We start from the raw sequence: 18,733 nt of genomic DNA on the forward strand, positions 1-18,733 counted from the left end.
CAGCTATATGCTGTGATTTTTTGTTTTAGGTGTTTAAATTTACTAAACTGATAGTTAATTAGCCTCGAACTCTTCCAATTGCTGTTGTAACTCTAACCATTTTGATTCTGATTCATCTAATTCAGCCTTTAAATTACTTTGATTAAGTAATAATTGTGTTAATTCTGATTTTTTATCCGTTTCGTAAATTGATGAATCAGCTAATTGCTCTTCAATGACTTTTAACTGATCATTTAAATGAGCAATAGTTTGTTCTTCTTTATGTAACTGTTTTTTCAATGGTTGTATTTGTGCTCTGGCTTCTGCATCTTTTCGTTTCTGTTCTTTACGTTCTTGTGCAGAAACTTTAGGCAACACTTCTTTTTTTACTGGTTTATCTTTTTCTTGCGGTTGATTTTCAGCCTTTTGCTCATCGGTCAACCATTTATGATAGTCATCAAGATCACCATTAAAAGGTTCAACTTTATGATCATGAACTAAGTAAAACTCATCAGTGGTAGAACGTAATAAATGCCTATCATGCGAGACCACAACTAATGCACCTTCAAAATCGATTAATGCTTCAGTCAATGCTTGTCGCATATCTAAATCTAAGTGGTTTGTTGGCTCATCGAGTAACAGTAGATTTGGTTTCTGCCAAACAATTAACGCTAAAACTAATCGAGCCTTTTCGCCACCTGAAAAGGTTTTTACTGGCTCACTAACTTTATCACCATGAAAATCAAATCCTCCCAAATAATTACGTAATTCTTGTTCGGTATTCTTTGGTTCTGCAAGTTGTTTTAAATGCCATAAAGCTGATTCATCAGCGCGTAAATATTCCAATTGATGTTGTGCAAAATAGCCTAATTGTACACCCTTAGCTAAACTAACATGACCTACCATCGGTGGTAATTCGCCGGCTAGCAGTTTAATCAGTGTTGATTTACCTGCACCGTTACGACCTAACAGACCGATACGTGAGCCAGGTACTAAATTAAGTTTAATCTGCTCTAAGACAACTTTATCACCATACCCCGCAACGATATTTTCCATGGTTAATAATGGACTAGGTAAGAACTCTGGTCGTCGAAATTTAAAATGAAAAGGATTGTCAACATGAGCTGGCGCAATCAGTTCCATTCTTTCTAACATTTTTATTCGACTTTGAGCCTGTTTTGCTTTGGTTGCTTTAGCCCTAAAACGATCGATATAGCTTTGCAAATGAGCAACTTTAAGTTGCTGACTTTCATACATGGATTGTTGTTGTGCCAGTTTTGCCGAGCGCTGTGTCTCAAATGATGAATAGTTACCTGTGTATTCAAATAATTTCTTCTGTTCAATATGAATGATTTTATTAACCAATGGATCTAAGAAATCACGGTCATGAGAGATTAAAATAAGTGTACCTTGATAATTACTTAACCATCTTTCTAACCACATCACTGCGTCTAAATCAAGATGGTTAGTTGGTTCATCAAGAAGCAGTAAATCAGAACGGCACATTAACGCTTGTGCTAGATTAAGTCGCATACGCCAACCACCAGAGTAGGATTTAACCGGTAGTGTTAATTGTTCATTAGAAAAACCTAAACCATGCAATAATGTTGCCGCTCGAGAGCGGATAGTCCAAGCATCGATATTATCAAGTTTTTCATGGATAAGGGCGATTTGTTCACCGTTATTTTTTTCGTACGCGGTTTCTAGATCTTGTTCTAATTTGCGAAACTCACGATCGCCATCAATAACATATTCGATAGCTGGGGTATCTAACGCGGGCGTTTCTTGGTTTACCCAGGCTAATTGCCATTGAGAAGGGATAGAAACACTACCAGCATCTGTTTGAATTTCACCTTTAATTAAAGAAAAAAGTGTGGACTTACCACAGCCATTTTTACCGACTAATCCAACTTTTTGTTTAGGATTAATTGTTGCAGATGCGTTATCTAAAAGCAGATTAACACCTCTGCGAATTTGGATAGAATCAAATACTATCATGACGTCGTCACCTATGATTCGATATAAAATGTGTTATGCTAACAAAAAATAAAGCTTATGCAAAATCATAATAGGAAATTTAATATGGTAATGGCTTCTTATTGTCTAACACCTAAAATTGCACAACAAATTGTCGATAGAACTATGAAAATTATTGATTGTAATATCAATGTAATGAATGCGGACGGTTGTATTATTGGTAGTGGTGATTTAGAACGTATTGGAGAATTACATGAAGGAGCAATATTAGCTATTTCACAAAAAAGGATTGTTTCGATTGATGGCACAATGGTTAAACGTCTGAAAGGCGTTAAACCGGGTATCAATTTACCATTAAAACTTAATGATCGCATAGTTGGCGTTATTGGTTTAACTGGTGAACCATCAGATATTCGTCAATTTGGTGAATTGGTCTGTATGTCAGCAGAGATGATGATGGAACAAACCCAATTATTACAAGAATTATCTTATGATAATCGTTTAAAAGAAGAATTAATTCTTACTCTTATTGAAAAAGAAGTTTTGCCTGAAAGTATGGTGCAATGGGTTAAGCGATTAGATATTAATTTACAGTTACCGCGAGTAGTGTGCATGATTGAGGTTGATAGTGGTCAATTAGGCATTGATACTGCAATGAGTGAATTACAATATCTACAAAATCAAATCCAACATGTGAGCAAACATGATTTAGTTGCGATTAAATCGATTACTGAATTAGTTATTTTAATTCCTGCTTTAAATCGTTATGGTCGATGGGATTTAACAGAACACAAAAAGAAATTAAAACAATTAGTTATTACCATTAAAGAATCTACGCAGTTAGATATCCGAATCTCATTAGGTAACTATTTTGAACATCATCCTTATCCATTAGTTAAATCTTATCAAACAGCTAAAACAACAATGTTAATTGGTAAACAGAGAATGCCTAACATTCGTAATTATTATTATCAAGAACTTATTCTTCCTGTTTTATTACATGGTCTAAGTTATGATTGGCAAGCTGAAGAATTATTATTACCTCTAAAAAAATTAAAGATGGGTGACAACAATGGTGTATTGCAAAAAACCTTACAAACTTGGTTTAAGAATAATGTGCAGAATAGTGACACTGCCAATGAGCTGTTTATTCATCGTAATACATTAGAATATCGATTAAATAAAATTGCTAATTTGACCGGTTTAAATCTAGCCAAATTTGACGATCGTTTATTATTATATATTGGATTACAGTTGGACAGAAACGAATAAATTCTAAATACACTTTTTATTTTTTAATAATTAAGGTGTATTTAGAATCGCAATTAATACTATATTTATATGTGTTTTATTGTTTTTTAGGTCACTGGCGCCGGATTAAAAATAGCTAGTGGATTGTATAATTTCCAATGATCTGACCATGGTTGTTTGCGCCCACTAGCTACATCAAGGATTAAATGGAAAAGTCGCCAACCGATATCCTCAATAGTTGCTTTGCCTAAAGCAATATCTCCAGCACTAATATCAATAAGATCGAACCACTGTTCTGCGACAATATTACGGCTAGACATTTTAATGACAGGTACCATCGCTAATCCATATGGTGTTCCACGGCCAGTCGTGAATACTTGTAACGTAATACCTGATGCTACCTGTTGAGCACCACACACAAAATCACTAGCAGGTGTTGCAGCAAAGATTAAGCCTTTTTTGGTTGGTCTTTGACCGGGAGATAATACTTCAACAATTAGACTTGTGCCTGATTTTGCAATTGATCCCATTGCTTTTTCAACTATGTTATTTAAGCCACCTTTCTTATTGCCTGGTGTAGTATTGGCACTACGATCAACTTTTCCTGCCGCAAGATATTCATCATACCATTGCATTTCTCGAATTAGTGCTTTACCGACTTCTTCATCAGCTGCTCTTGGCGTAAGCAAATGAATACCATCACGCACCTCGGTTACTTCAGAAAACATAACTGTGGCTCCACATCTGACTAATAAATCAGATGCAAAACCAACCGATGGATTAGAGGTAACCCCCGAGAATGCATCACTACCACCACATTGCATTCCGACGATTAATTCTGCTGCCGGCACAGTTTCACGTTTGCGTTGGTTTAGACGTTGTAAGTGTTTTTCTGCCACACGCAAAATATGATCAACCATGGCTTTAAACCCATGTTCATCTTGTAAAGTAACAAGGTCATCATCTTCTAATTTTATTGGAATAGTATCGTGAGTACCTTTGAGTAGTCTTTCAGGTTGTAACTTTTCACATCCTAAACTGATCACCATAATTTCACCACCAAAATTAGGATTCTTAGCTAAGTTATGAATAGAACGAATTGGTACAATAGCTGCTGGAGCGTCAATAGCTACACCACAACCATATAAATGGGTCAGTGGCACGACGCCATCTACATTAGGGTATTTGGGTAATAAATCACGTTCAATAATTTTGGCAACATATTCAACAACGCCCGAAACACAATTAACACTCATGGTAATACCAAGTATATTCCTAGTGCCTACCGAACCATCTTTGTTGCGGTAACCTTCAAAAGTATAACCTTCTAAAGGTGGTAATGGATCCGCTTTTTTCGTTGCTATTTCTAATTCATGCAATTCTGGCGCAGTTGGCATTAATGTTACAGTTTCATTTATCCAACTACCTTGTTTAATGTCTTTTTGGGCGTAACCAATGGTTTCACCATAACGTATTATAGCTTCTCCTTGGTTAATATCATTTAATGCAACTTTATGTCCTTGTGGTACATCTTCAATTAATTGTAATCCATTGTCAAAAATCGTGCCTTTGGGTAAACCATTATTATTGACAACAATTGCAACATTATCAATTGCTTTAATTTTGATAAAGAGCGGCTTGTTAATTTGCTTCTCCATTACTCAACTCCCCTTATGCTAATTAACTTTTATATATTAATTAATAGCAAATTAAATTTTATAACATTTCTCATAATTTCATCCTTATATCTTAAATCCGAATAAAATAAATAGCATTGTGCATATTCACAATTATTAGCTTCAAAATCAGCTTAATATCATAAAAATACCTATAAAAGTCGCTTTGTATCACAAAATTTTGCTGTTCTAGTCAATTTTTGTGAAGAACGTAACATTGATTTATGCATTTGCATATAAATTAATGCAAATTCAGTTTATTTTTTGTGATTTTGTCCAATGAATTTTAATGGTGAACCCTCCATACTTATTTACTATTAGTGGATTATCTTAGAAACGTAAAAAAGTCTATTTATTTTCTACTTCAGCTATACCTTTATATTTAATGATTAACTGTAAAAAAGTTATAAGTTTAGGAGCTAAACATGGAAATAAACAACACCAAACAAAAAAGGACTAATATCAGATGGATGACGGTCACTTTTTTATTTATAGTCACAGCGATTAACTACGGCGACCGAGCAACATTAGGCATAGCAGGAAAGGCCATGTCGGGGGAGTTAGGATTTGACGCCGCAGCCATGGGATGGGTTATGTCATCATTTGGTATTGCCTACGTAATAGGACAATTACCAGGGGGATGGTTACTAGATAGGTTTGGTTCAAAGCGAGTCTATTTTTTAAGTATTCTATTTTGGTCTATTTTCACTTTATTACAAGGTACAGTACATTTCTTTATTGGTGCTTGGGCACTGATTATGCTCTTTACGTTTCGTTTTTTAATGGGACTTGCTGAGGCACCATCATTTCCTGGTAATAGCCGCATAACTGCCGCTTGGTTTCCAGCCAAAGAAAGAGCAACAGCTGTAGCAATTTTTAACTCTGCACAATATTTTGCAACCGTTATTTTTGCACCAATTATGGGGTGGTTGACTCATGAGTATGGTTGGCAATCAGTATTCTTTTTCATGGGGGGATTGGGAATTTTTGTCAGTGCAATTACCTTATTCATTATTCGCAACCCTAAAGATCATCCTTTAGCTAATCAAGCAGAAGTTGATTATATCGTTGAAGGTGGTGCTTTAGTTGATATGGATCAGAAAAAAGACAATGGTAAACAAGAAGGTCCAAAATTAGGTTATTTATGGCAATTATTGACCAATAGAATGTTGCTTGGTGTTTATTTAGGTCAATATTGTATCAACTGTTTAACATTCTTCTTTATTACTTGGTTCCCTATTTATTTAGCAACACAACGTGGAATGAATATTAAAGAAGTAGGCTTTGCTGCTGCAGTTCCTGCTATTTGTGGCTTTATTGGTGGAATTAGTGGTGGGGTTATTTCTGATTTCATTATGCGCAAAACCAATTCTTTATCAATAGCCCGTAAAACACCTATCATTTTAGGCATGTTATTTTCAATGACTATGATTATGTGTAATTACGTTGATTCAATTGGACTAGTTATTTTATTTATGTCGATGGCTTTCTTCGGCAAAGGTGTTGGTGCGTTAGGTTGGGCTGTAATGGCAGATACAGCGCCAAAAGAAATGAGTGGCTTAGCTGGTGGGTTATTTAATATGTTTGGTAATGCATCAAGTATCATTTCTCCAATTATTATTGGTTATATTGTGGCATGGACAGGGCGCTTTGAATGGGCATTAGTATTTGTTGCCGGTCATGCGTTTGTTGCTGCTTTTAGTTATTTAGTTCTTGTTGGTCCAATTAAACGAATGGAATTAAAGAAAAAGGACTAAAAAATAGTAAAGCAAATTTATGAAATGGAGAATCGTAATATGAATACTCAATCAGTTCCAATTATTAGTTCAATGCAAGTTATACCTGTTGCAGGTTACGACAGTATGTTAATGAACATTGGTGGTGCTCACGGTCCATACTTTACCCGTAATATTGTTATATTAACGGATAGTGCTGGTCATGTCGGTGTTGGTGAGGCGCCTGGTGGTTCAACAATTGAAAATGCATTGAAGGAAGCTTGTGCACATGTTGAAGGTAGACCTATTTCGATTCTTAATCGTATCGTAAATGATATGCACCAAGGCTATTTAGATTCTGATTATGATACTTTTGGTAAAGGTGCATGGACATTTGAACTAAGGGTTAATGCTGTAGCAGCTTTAGAATCAGCGCTATTAGATTTAATGGGGCAATTTTTAAATGTGCCTGTAGCTGAACTATTAGGTGGTGGCAAGCAAAGAGATGAAGTAACTGTTTTAGGCTATTTGTTTTATATTGGCGATGATAAGAAAACTGATCTACCTTATGACCAGCCACTCAAAACTGGTCATGAATGGTACAACATTCGACGCCGCGAAGCGATGACAGTTCAGTCGGTAATAGAATTAGCTGAAGTAGCAAAAGATCGCTATGGTTTTAAAGATTTTAAAATGAAAGGTGGTGTATTAGCTGGTGAAAAAGAGATTGAAACGGTCACTGAGCTAAAAAAACGTTTTTCAGATGCTAGAATTACTTTAGATCCTAATGGCGGTTGGTTATTGGAAGATGCTATACGATTATGTAAAGGGCTTAACCATGTCCTGACTTATGCCGAAGACCCTTGTGGTGCAGAAAATGGTTATTCGGGACGTGAAGTAATGGCAGAGTTTCGTCGTGCCACTGGTCTACCAACAGCAACGAATATGGTTGCAACTAACTGGCGAGAAATGTGTCACTCAATTATGTTACAAGCTGTTGATATACCTTTAGCAGATCCGCATTTTTGGACTTTAACTGGTGCAAGTCGGGTTGCTCAGCTTTGTCATGAATGGGGATTAACTTGGGGTTGCCATTCTAATAATCATTTTGATATCTCATTAGCGATGTTTAGTCATGTTGGTGCATCGGCACCAGGCAATCCAACTGCACTTGATACTCATTGGATATGGCAGGAAGGACAGGCTAGATTGACTAAAAACCCATTACAAATTAGCAATGGCAAAATTAAATTACATGATAAACCGGGATTAGGCATTGAATTAGATATGCAACAAATTATGAATGCTCATGAATTACATAAAAAATTAGCAAATGGCGCACGTAATGATGCTATTGCAATGCAGTATTTAATTCCTGGTTGGCAGTTTGATCGTAAACGACCTTGCATGGTTCGTTAAAACAGAATTAGAGAAATACAAGAAATTTAAGAGGTTAATATTATGAGTTTATCAACGCCAATTATAACGGAAATGAATGTTTATCCAGTCGCTGGATATGACAGTATGCTACTTAATTTAAGTGGTGCACATTCACCGTATTTTACTCGGAATATTGTTATCCTAAAAGATAACTCAGGCAACATAGGTGTCGGCGAAGTACCGTGCGTCGGAACGGTTACTAAAACATTAGAAGATGCTAAATCATTAGTTGTTGGTCAATCTATTGGCCAATATAAAAATGTGATGAATCGAGTGCGTCTTCAATTTGCTGATCGAGATGTTGGTGGTCGAGGTAATCAGACATTTGATCAACGTTCAACAATTCACGTTGTTACTGCGATTGAAGCAGCTATGTTAGATCTACTAGGTAAACATTTAGGCGTTACTGTGGCATCATTACTTGGAGATGGTCAACAACGTGATGAAGTGGAAATGTTAGGATACTTATTTTATGTCGGTGATCGCAACAAAACAGATTTACCTTATCAAAGTCAAAATGATGAAAAATGTGATTGGTATCGCCTACGACATGAAGAAGCACTAACGCCTGAAAAAATTGCCCAATTGGCTGAAGCTACTTATGAAAAATATGGTTTCCGCGATTTCAAATTAAAAGGCGGTGTTTTATCAGCAGAAGATGAAGCAGAAGCAGTAATAGCAATTAAAAAGAAATTCCCAGATGCTCGAGTAACACTTGACCCTAACGGAGGATGGTTATTAGAGGAAGCGATTCGTATTGGTAAATATTTGAAAAATACTTTGGCTTATGCAGAGGATCCTTGTGGTGCTGAACAAGGTTATTCAGGGCGAGAAGTCATGGCTGAATTTCGTCGGGCCACGGGTTTACCGACTGCTACCAACATGATTGCAACCGATTGGCGTCAAATGGGACATACATTATCGTTACAATCTGTTGATATTCCATTAGCTGATCCACATTTTTGGACCATGAATGGCTCAGTTCGTGTTGCACAAATGTGTCATGAATTTGGTTTAACATGGGGCTCACATTCTAATAACCATTTTGATATCTCTTTAGCTATGTTCACACACGTAGGTGCAGCAGCACCAGGCAATCCAACTGCACTGGATACTCATTGGATTTGGCAGGAAGGTAACCAACGTTTAACGAAAGAACCATTACAAATTATCAATGGTAAAATTAAGGTTTCGGAAAAACCAGGATTAGGCATTGAAATTGATATGGATCAAGTAATGAAAGCTCATGAGTTATTTAAGAAAATGGGTCTTGGTAACCGAAATGATGCAATGGCCATGCAATATTTAATTCCTGGCTGGCAGTTTGATAATAAAAAACCATGTTTAGTTAGATAATTGAACTATTATTATCAAAAATAACTCGAGAATTTAAAAGGTAAATTATGAAAACTATAACCTGCCACAACCAATTTAAGCAAGATATGTTAGAACGTAAAAAACTTATTGGTTGTTGGGCTGCTTTAGGAAATCCAATTTCAACAGAAATACTTGGTTTAGCTGGTTTTGATTGGTTGTTACTAGATGGTGAGCATGCGATTAATGATGTTACCACGTTTGTACCGCAATTGATGGCATTAAAAGATAGTAGTAGTGCACCGATAGTTCGTCCTGCTTGGAATGATCAAGTTTTAATTAAGCGATTACTTGATATTGGGTTTTATAATTTCTTAATCCCCTATGTAGAAACAGTCGAACAAGCCAAATCAGCAGTAGCTTATACTCGCTATCCACCTGAGGGGGTAAGAGGGGTTTCTGTTTCTCATCGTAGTAATGGCTTTGGCACTATTACTGATTATTTTACTAAAATTAATCAAAATATTTGTGTTGTGGTACAAATTGAAACTCAACAAGCAGTAGATAATGTTGAAGCAATAACTGCAGTTGATGGTATTGATGGTATTTTTGTTGGACCGAGTGATCTCTCTGCTTCATTAGGTCATTTTGGTAATCCTAAGCACCCTGAAGTGCAAGCAGCGATAAAACATGTTTTTGATGTTGCTAAAGCACAAGGTAAAGCATGCGGTATTTTGGCACCGATAGAAGCTGATGCTCATCATTATATTGATATGGGGGCAACATTCGTAGCGGTTGGTAGTGATCTTAGTTTGTTAAGAAACTCAACTCAAACATTAGCCGATAAGTTTTTAAAGTAACTAGTACTAGTTTAATTGTAAAAAAGGAGAGTAAAATGAAAATTGGTTTTATTGGTTTAGGTATTATGGGTAAACCGATGAGCAAAAACCTGTTAAAAGCGGGTTATTCATTAGTAGTTTGTGATAAAAATCAATCATCAATTGATGAAGTTGTTGCTGCTGGAGCACAAAGTGCTGTAAATGCTAAAGAAGTTGCTCAACTCTGTGACGTTATAATTACTATGTTACCTAATTCACCACATGTAAAAGAAGTTGTTTTAGGTGAAAATGGGATAATTGATGGTGCTAAACCAGGTACTACTATCATAGATATGAGTTCAATTGCACCTTTAGCAAGTCGTGAAATTCACGATGAAGTTGTTAAAAAAGGTTTAGCAATGTTAGATGCGCCAGTTAGTGGCGGAGAACCAAAAGCAATTGATGGTACTTTATCGGTCATGGTAGGTGGTGATAAAGCTATCTTTGATAAACATTATGACATAATGAAAGCCATGGCTGGTTCAGTGGTATATACTGGTGAAATTGGTGCTGGTAATGTCACTAAATTAGCAAATCAAGTAATTGTAGCTTTGAATATTGCAGCTATGTCAGAGGCATTAGTCTTAGCAACTAAAGCTGGTGTAAATCCAGAGTTAGTTTATCAAGCAATTAGAGGCGGGTTAGCGGGAAGTACAGTACTAGATGCTAAGGCACCTATGGTTTTAAATCGTAATTTCAAACCAGGATTCAGAATTGATTTACACATTAAAGATTTACAAAATGCTTTAGATACTTCTCACGGCGTTGGTACATCATTACCACTAACTGCAGCTGTTATGGAAATGATGCAAGCCCTAAAAACTGATGGTCTGGGTAATTGTGATCATAGTGCATTAGCACGTTACTATGAATCTTTAGCAAAAATAGAAATTAAATAATTAAGGTTGAGATTGAGTATGGCGACATACTCAATACTTTGACTAATTGCATAAGGATAAATATGAAAATTGTCATCGCTCCTGATTCTTTTAAAGAAAGCCTAAGTGCTATTGAGGTTGCTAATATAATTAAAAATGGATTTTTAAACGTATACCCAAAGGCTGAATACTTTTTGATTCCAGTTGCTGATGGTGGTGAAGGTACTGTTGATGCAATGGTTGATGCATTAAATGGAAATAAAATCACAGTATCGATTACTGACCCATTAGGTGAAAAAGGTTTGGCTATTTATGGTATTTCAGGAGATGGACAAACAGCTCTGATAGAGATGGCTACTGCCAGTGGCCTTGAGCGTGTACCTGTTAATAAACGAAACGCTAAAATTACTACCTCATATGGTACTGGAGAATTAATCAAAGATGCTCTAGATAAAGGTTGTAAAAAATTTATCATTGGTATAGGCGGTAGTGCAACAAATGATGGCGGCGCAGGGATGTTGCAAGCATTAGGTGTTAAGCTTTTAGATAAATATGGTAATCAAATCGGTTATGGCGGAATTTCATTGAGTGAACTTGATAAAATTGATATTAGTGAAATTGATCACCGTATTAAAGATTGTAATTTTGAAGTTGCTTGTGATGTTACTAATCCGTTAACGGGTGAAAATGGTGCTTCATACATATTTGGTCCACAAAAAGGCGCGACACAAGACGATGTTTGTTTACTTGATAAAAACCTTAAACATTTTGCTCAAGTAATAAAACGTAGCTTTAATATGGATATTGAATTTACCCCAGGGACGGGAGCTGCTGGTGGAATGGGGGCAGCTTTATTAGCATTTATGAATGCTAAGTTAAGACCTGGAATTGAAATTATTACTGAAGCACTAAATCTAGATAAGCTTATTTCTAATGCTGATTTAGTTATTACCGGTGAAGGGCGATTAGACTACCAAAGTATCAATGGTAAAGTACCAGTAGGGGTAGCTAGTATTGCCAAAAAATACCAAAAACCTGTAATTGCTATTGTTGGTAGTTTGGGTGACAAGGCTGAAACTATTTATCCTTATGGTATTAATGCCATGTTTAGTATTTTAAGTAAAGTTGCGACTTTGTCGGAAGTACTTGATCCAGCAACGGCAAAAGCGAATCTTTATCAAACCTCAATGAATATTGCCTTAACACTTAAATTAGGTAGTAACCTTCAATAGTCATTAATACCCTTTATCTGTCTGATAAAGGGCATCATAATGATGTTATCGTTTAAGTGCCAACAACGCTCGACGAATAAAAAGCCAACAGATAAAGATAAATACAAACAAACCTAAATATTGCGGTATATTTCCTAGGTTATTAAATATTGCCAGTGGCGCATCGCTGCCGCCATTAGTTATACTGATTACGATGACTACTGCTAAGATAACCCCAATTAGACTTTCACCAACGATTAAACCTGATGCTATTAAAGCGGCTTTGCGATCCACTTTTTTAAATTGTACTTTCGGATCGAGATTACTTCTTTTAGCTTTAGCATAAGTATAACGTTTAATAATCCAAGATAATAATGTACCGACAAAAATCGGTGTGGTGACACTCGGCGGTAGATAAATTCCTAATCCGACAGCGAGCGCTGGTAATCTAAATTTCGAGTGACGTTTTGCTAAAATTAAATCAGTGATGATAATTATGGCTCCTAATACTAAACCAATAAAAATCATTGTCCAATCAAGTTGATGCGAAAAGATACCTCGGGCAATGGTTGTCATTAGCGATGCTTGAGGCGCGGCTAAAACTTGCGTAAGATCCATATCATTACGAGGAATCGCACCAGTAAAGCCATAGGCATGGTATAACGTTTCTAAGATAGGTGCTATAACTAAAGCGCCAACAAAACAACCAATTAATAAAGCAACTTGTTGTTTCCAAGGGGTTGCATTGACTAAGTGACCGGTTTTTAAATCTTGCAAATTATCATTGGAAATACATGCTATAGCTAAAACCGTACTAGTGGTGAATAGGGCTAATGCGGTTGCAAAATTCGATCCTTCTATTGTTGATAACATACCATTTACTTCACCTAGTCCTAATAAGATAAGTGAAACAACAATAACAGCGACTATTGCAATGCCAGACATCGGGCTTGCAGATGAACCAACTAAACCGGCCATATATCCGCAAGCAGCAGCAACTAAAAATCCCATAATAAAAGAGAACAACACTGCACAAGCAACTAATGACCATGCCACACCACTTGATAAACCACTATCGGCAATAAATGAGTAAAAAGTCGCCACTAAAATGACTAACATTGCCGCCATAATTGAAAAGATCCATTTCGGAGACAGATCGCGTTCTGTGGTGGGTACGTCTTGTATCGATACATCTGAACGTAAGGTCTTAAAAGAAATTTTCAACCCTTCAATAACAGGTTTGATTAATGAAAATAAAGTCCATACAGCTGAAATAGCAATAGTTCCAGCACCAATAAAACGGATATCACTGTCCCAAAATTGCATGGCAACTTGAGATAACGGTAAACTTGAATCATAGCCAATGATGGCAGTTAAAATAGGTATGCCAAATAGCCAAGCAATAACCATACCTATCAATATTGCAATACCTGAGATAATACCGATCAAATAACCGGCACTAAGTAACGCTAAAGAAAACCCCAAAGGAATTTGGAATATTGATTTACCTGCCGTGAACCAATAAGCTGAACTCCCAGAGAGTAATTTAAACCCATTAGTAAATAAACTGACTATAGAGGCAATTACGCCGCCAAATAAAATATCTTTTAGTCCATCATTAGCATCACTACCTTCAGTCTTTGATCCGGCTTTTAATATTTCAGCCGCAGCAACCCCCTCAGGATAAGGTAAATTACTTTTTACTACCATGACATGTCTAAGCGGTATAGAAAATAACACACCTAACATACCGCCAGCCAAACATACCGCAAAGGTTAACCAAAATGGGAAATCATGCCAATACCCCATCATTAATAAACCGGGTATAACAAAAATAATTGAAGATAAAGTTCCTGCTGCTGAAGCCTGTGTTTGTACCATATTATTTTCTAAAATGGTTGAATCCGGGAAAAGGCGTAAAATCGCCATAGAAATGACTGCTGCAGGAATAGCCGATGAAAAAGTTAAGCCGACTTTTAAGCCAAGATAAACATTTGATGCGGTAAAAATAATTGTTATTAGTGCACCAAGAATAATCCCTCTAAATGTAAGTTCTCGTAGTTTACTCATGTTTTTAATGTAATTCCAGTTGAAGTTAAGCGTATTATATACTTAATTAGATTATTTTGCGTGTAAAACTGCGAAGTGATGTTGTTTTTTGGTATTTGATAGTTGTTTTTAAATGAAAATATTTTTTAATATATTTTGAATGTTTACTATTTAGTTCTTAAAGAATTACCATTTCTTTTTGAAACCATTACAATGTTAGTTAATGATTATTACTTTGTGAGAGATATTGTGAACCAATTAGAACGTCTACAAGCGATTACTAAACAATTACGCAATCCTATTAAAGGGTGCGAATGGGACAGTAAGCAAACTTTTGATTCGTTAAAATCCTATACATTAGAAGAAACTTATGAAGTTTTAGATGCTATCGAAAAAAAAGATATGGTTGAACTTAAAAGTGAATTGGGCGACCTATTGTTTCAGATTGTTTTTTATGCGGATTTAGCAAGTGAACAAGGTTTTTTTAATTTTGATGATATTTGTCAGACTGTCGCTGATAAGCTGGTCAGTCGTCATCCGCATGTTTTTTCCAATAATACGACTATTAAACCGAATTGGGAACAACTTAAACAACAAGAACGCGATAAACGAGCACAATATTCGCTATTAGATGATATCCCGACCGCAATCCCAGCATTAATGAAGGCTGAAAAAATTCAAAAACGTTGTGCATCTGTTGGCTTTGATTGGAATGAACTACAACCGGTTATTGCTAAGGTTAAAGAAGAAATCAATGAAGTTGAACAAGAATTAGCACAATCAACTATTGATCAATCAAAAGTTGAAGAAGAAATGGGAGACTTGTTGTTTGCTACCGTCAATTTAGCAAGACATCTAAAAGTTAAATCGGAGTTATGCTTACAAAATGCTAATAACAAGTTTATTAGGCGTTTTAAACAAGTTGAATCACTGCTAAAACAAAAAAATCACAATTTAGTTGATGCAACACTTGAAGAAATGGAAGATGCATGGCAAATTGTCAAACAAACTGAAAAAATACCTAGCGAAGTAAAACAAAATGACTGAACAAAAAAATGAATTGTATCAAGAGATCGAAGCATGGGCACAAAATGCTATTTTACATAGCCCAACTTGGAGTATTAATCAACTCGATTATTCTGAAAAAAGTATTACTGTTGTTGAGATGATTATTGGCGAAATGGCGGATAAAAGCTTTGGTCTGCCAGAAGAACAACTGAATATGATATCGCAAGAATATGGCTGTTATCTGTTACTAACTGCACATAAATTATATGGTGGTCAGTTTTATTGGAACCAAGAACTAGAACAACCTATGTTAATTTGCTGTGAACCTGATTCAACCATAGCATTATTCACGTGGAATAAAGTAAAAGGTCGTTTATTAGGTGATAAAGCGGATCATATTGCTTATTTTCTTGATGAATTTGGCAAAGCGGTTTTCCAACCAGAAAAAGGTACCAATTTAGTTTATCTATAAATTACATTTGCAATAAATATGATTGAAAAAAGTTGGTAAGCAGATAAGTTTTCCGACTTTAATAAATTCTGTTAAAAGCAATTTTAAATATGAAATATACACTTTATATTGGTAATAAAAACTACTCAACATGGTCGATGCGTCCTTGGGTTGTGATGAAATATTTTGATATTCCTTTTAACGAAAAGCTGGTTAAATTTGATAGTTTTACTGATGATTCTTTGTTCAAAAAGACCATGCTCGCTGTTTCAAAATATGGCACGGTACCTATTCTAATTGACGGTGATTTAGTGATCAGTGACTCTTTAGCTATTTGTGAATATTTAGCAGAAAAGCATGGCGACTTAGCTTTATGGCCGGCTGAACTCAAAAAAAGAGCAATCGCTCGCAGTTTAGTGGCTAAAATGCATTCTGGATTTCAAGCTATTCGAACTTATTTGCCGATGAATATTGAAGCCGAGTTTCCACAAGTAGGGCAAATAATATTACGAGACCATTTAGAGGTAAAAAAAGAAATCATGTTTTTAGATGATTTATTATCCTCGTCGTTAGCCTCGAAAAAATCAAATTGTGACTATTTATTTGGTGATTTTAGCATAGCCGATGCCTTTTATGCTCCTTTGTGCCTAAGATTAAAAAATTATCATATAGCAACAAGTTCAAGTGTTAGCAACTATATTGATATTATCTGTAATACTAAAGGCATTAAAGATTGGATCAATGAAGCATTACAAGAAAGATCTTTTGTCGCGATGGATGAACCTTATCGTTTACAAAGATAAGTAATGATAGGTAGAGATAACATAAAAATACCATCTCTTTCAACACATACGCTATAAACATTATCGAGGATGAGGTTGACGGGCTAACTTCTTTTTTTATCCAGTCATCAACTAAAGAACAATGGTTTGAGATTTACTATTATGGCGAATTAGAAAATGGCTATATTGCCGGTGTAGAACCAACTTTCGCCAATATTAAGATTGTAGCAAAATCCATTAATAGTGAAGAAGAAATATTGTTATTTGATGAAACGGTGCATGGCTATAACGCAATGTTTTGTGACAATCACTCTGATGAAGAAAAAAAACAATCGGTCATTTGAAAAACTTAAAGTGTCTGCGTCAAAAATAAAATTAACATTCGGTTATAGTATTGACTATGATTCTGAAAAAGAACTTTATGACTTAGGTGAAAAAGGTCAGGTAATATTGGTTGATGGGAGAAAAATAGCTTGGCAACAGCTACTATGTGACGGTTTTGACTGGTTATCGATTGAATTGATTGATGTAAATGGCAACGAAAAACTCATAATAGATGCCGAGCTAGCCTAACGGTTATAGCTATTTTGTGGTGGAAATTGCGCTATTTTACTAAGTTACTCTCACTCAAATAAACTGATTTATCATTAACAAACCCGTTTGCTTAAAACGGGTTTGTTATTTTAATAATGATATTAGCAATTATGCTTCTAAGTAATCTAAAATACCTTCAGCAGCTTTGCGTCCTTCACTAATTGCGGTGACGACTAAATCAGAACCACGCACAGCATCTCCGCCAGCAAAGATTTTGGCATTCGAGGTTTGATAACCTTTGCTTTCAGGGGCAATTATCCGTCCTCTATCGTCAAAATCAACCCCATGTTCAGCTAACCACGGCATCGCATGCGGTTTAAAGCCAAATGCCATTACCACCGCATCTGCCGGTAACACAAATTCTGAGCCTTCAATAATCACTGGTGAGCGACGACCTTTCGCATCGGGTTCGCCAAGCTCTGTTCTTACCATTTTTACGCCAGTAACATGCCCAACATTGTTAATTTCAATACTCAGTGGTTGTACATTGAATTGGAATTGTGCGCCTTCTTCTTTGGCGTTTTTAACTTCACGTTTAGAACCAGGCATATTGGCTTCATCACGGCGATATGCACACGTCACTTCAGTAGCACCTTGACGGATAGATGTTCTTACGCAGTCCATGGCAGTATCACCACCGCCTAATACCACGACACGTTTATTTTTCATATCTACATAAGGCGCATCGTCAGTTTGTTGGTGCTGCATAATATGTTTCGTATTAGCAATTAAAAATGGTAATGCATCATAGACACCGTCAGCATCTTCATTTTCAAGCCCGGCACGCATTGATTGATAAGTACCAGCCCCAACAAAAACAGCAGCAAACTCAGCGAGAAGATCGGCTAATTGTACTGTTTTACCCACTTCAGTATTAAGGCGGAACTCAACGCCCATTTCGCTAAAGACATGTCTACGATGAACTAAGACCTCTTTATCTAATTTAAAGGCTGGAATACCGAATGTTAATAAACCACCGATTTCAGGATGGCGATCAAAAACGACAGGGGTGACACCATTACGTACTAAAACATCAGCACAAGCCAAGCCGGCCGGGCCAGCGCCAATAATTGCGACTCTCAACCCGGTTTTCTCCACGTTAGAGAGATTTGGTCTCCATCCCATTTTAAAGGCTTCATCGGTAATATAACGCTCAATACTACCAATAGTTACCGCACCAAATTCAGCATTCAAAGTACAAGATCCTTCACATAGACGATCTTGTGGACAAACTCGACCACACACCTCTGGTAAACTATTGGTTTTGTGAGACAGTTCAACCGCTTCTAAAATTTTGCCTTCATTGATTAATTTTAACCAATTTGGAATATAGTTATGTACCGGACAGCGCCATTCACAATAAGGGTTGCCACAAGCAAGGCAACGATCTGCCTGAGCTTGTGATTGTGAGGCGGAAAATCCCTCATAAATTTCAACAAATTCAATTTTACGAACGTTTAGCGATTTTTTAGGCGGATCAACACGTTGTAAATCGATAAACTGATAAACATTCTGACTCATATCGTGTTC

15 protein-coding genes are annotated in these 18,733 nt (G+C 36.1%); 11 read left to right on the forward strand and 4 right to left on the reverse strand.

Annotated features, from left to right (window positions below; all coding sequences use genetic code 11):
- Window positions 1–54: 54 nt before the first annotated feature.
- Window positions 55–1,977 carry an ABC transporter ATP-binding protein gene (locus tag AC5LXV_RS04475; RefSeq protein WP_493467476.1) on the reverse strand — a complete coding sequence of 641 codons (1,923 nt, stop codon included), beginning with the start codon at window positions 1,975–1,977 and terminating at the stop codon, window positions 55–57.
- 90 nt (window positions 1,978–2,067) lie between these two features.
- Here AC5LXV_RS04475 and AC5LXV_RS04480 point away from each other — a divergent pair, with 90 nt between their 5' ends.
- Window positions 2,068–3,228 carry a sugar diacid recognition domain-containing protein gene (locus tag AC5LXV_RS04480; RefSeq protein WP_493467967.1) on the forward strand — a complete coding sequence of 387 codons (1,161 nt, stop codon included), beginning with the start codon at window positions 2,068–2,070 and terminating at the stop codon, window positions 3,226–3,228.
- 86 nt (window positions 3,229–3,314) lie between these two features.
- Here the strand turns inward: AC5LXV_RS04480 and garD are convergent, their stop codons facing one another.
- The gene (gene garD / locus AC5LXV_RS04485) at window positions 3,315–4,853 is read right to left on the reverse strand and encodes a galactarate dehydratase (protein WP_493467968.1); all 1,539 of its coding nucleotides are present in this window, start codon (window positions 4,851–4,853) and stop codon (window positions 3,315–3,317) included.
- A gap of 455 nt (window positions 4,854–5,308) precedes the next feature.
- On the opposite strand from garD, the gene AC5LXV_RS04490 reads away from it, so the two are divergent.
- The 6 genes from AC5LXV_RS04490 (at window position 5,309) to AC5LXV_RS04515 (ending at window position 12,340) form a co-directional block, all read left to right on the forward strand.
- Complete coding sequence (locus AC5LXV_RS04490) at window positions 5,309–6,640, forward strand: MFS transporter (RefSeq protein ID WP_493467477.1); 1,332 nt, start codon at window positions 5,309–5,311, stop codon at window positions 6,638–6,640.
- A 39-nt stretch (window positions 6,641–6,679) separates the two neighbouring features.
- Complete coding sequence (locus tag AC5LXV_RS04495) at window positions 6,680–8,017, forward strand: enolase C-terminal domain-like protein (protein ID WP_493467478.1); 1,338 nt, start codon at window positions 6,680–6,682, stop codon at window positions 8,015–8,017.
- 42 nt (window positions 8,018–8,059) lie between these two features.
- On the forward strand, window positions 8,060–9,394 hold the full coding sequence (gene gudD / locus AC5LXV_RS04500; RefSeq protein WP_493467479.1) for a glucarate dehydratase: 1,335 nt from the start codon (window positions 8,060–8,062) through the stop codon (window positions 9,392–9,394).
- Window positions 9,395–9,441: 47 nt separating this feature from the next.
- Window positions 9,442–10,212, forward strand: coding sequence for a 2-dehydro-3-deoxyglucarate aldolase (garL, locus tag AC5LXV_RS04505; RefSeq protein ID WP_493451891.1), 771 nt, complete (start codon window positions 9,442–9,444; stop codon window positions 10,210–10,212).
- 14 nt (window positions 10,213–10,226) lie between these two features.
- On the forward strand, window positions 10,227–11,129 hold the full coding sequence (gene garR, locus AC5LXV_RS04510) for a 2-hydroxy-3-oxopropionate reductase (protein WP_493467969.1): 903 nt from the start codon (window positions 10,227–10,229) through the stop codon (window positions 11,127–11,129).
- A 62-nt stretch (window positions 11,130–11,191) separates the two neighbouring features.
- A complete protein-coding gene (locus tag AC5LXV_RS04515) occupies window positions 11,192–12,340 on the forward strand; it encodes a glycerate kinase (RefSeq protein WP_493467480.1) in 1,149 nt (382 codons plus the stop codon).
- Window positions 12,341–12,385: 45 nt separating this feature from the next.
- On the opposite strand, the gene AC5LXV_RS04520 is transcribed toward AC5LXV_RS04515, so the two are convergent.
- A complete protein-coding gene (locus AC5LXV_RS04520) occupies window positions 12,386–14,389 on the reverse strand; it encodes an OPT family oligopeptide transporter (protein WP_493467481.1) in 2,004 nt (667 codons plus the stop codon).
- A gap of 228 nt (window positions 14,390–14,617) precedes the next feature.
- Between AC5LXV_RS04520 and mazG the strand changes: the two genes are divergently transcribed.
- The 4 genes from mazG (at window position 14,618) to AC5LXV_RS04540 (ending at window position 17,182) form a co-directional block, all read left to right on the forward strand.
- Window positions 14,618–15,415, forward strand: coding sequence for a nucleoside triphosphate pyrophosphohydrolase (gene mazG, locus AC5LXV_RS04525; RefSeq protein WP_493467970.1), 798 nt, complete (start codon window positions 14,618–14,620; stop codon window positions 15,413–15,415).
- Window positions 15,408–15,848, forward strand: coding sequence for a hypothetical protein (locus AC5LXV_RS04530; protein WP_034883136.1), 441 nt, complete (start codon window positions 15,408–15,410; stop codon window positions 15,846–15,848). Before mazG ends, AC5LXV_RS04530 begins: the two co-directional genes overlap by 8 nt.
- 89 nt (window positions 15,849–15,937) lie before the next feature.
- Window positions 15,938–16,630, forward strand: a complete 693-nt coding sequence (locus AC5LXV_RS04535) for a glutathione S-transferase family protein (protein ID WP_493467482.1) — start codon at window positions 15,938–15,940, stop codon at window positions 16,628–16,630.
- A 258-nt stretch (window positions 16,631–16,888) separates the two neighbouring features.
- Window positions 16,889–17,182: a hypothetical protein gene (locus AC5LXV_RS04540; protein WP_493467483.1), complete on the forward strand. Its 294-nt coding sequence runs from the start codon at window positions 16,889–16,891 to the stop codon at window positions 17,180–17,182.
- A gap of 129 nt (window positions 17,183–17,311) precedes the next feature.
- Here AC5LXV_RS04540 and AC5LXV_RS04545 read toward each other — a convergent pair whose 3' ends face one another.
- Window positions 17,312–18,724, reverse strand: coding sequence for an FAD-dependent oxidoreductase (locus tag AC5LXV_RS04545; RefSeq protein ID WP_493467484.1), 1,413 nt, complete (start codon window positions 18,722–18,724; stop codon window positions 17,312–17,314).
- Window positions 18,725–18,733 lie beyond the last annotated feature (9 nt).

The organism is Gilliamella sp. LMG 34359 (genome assembly GCF_984569085.1).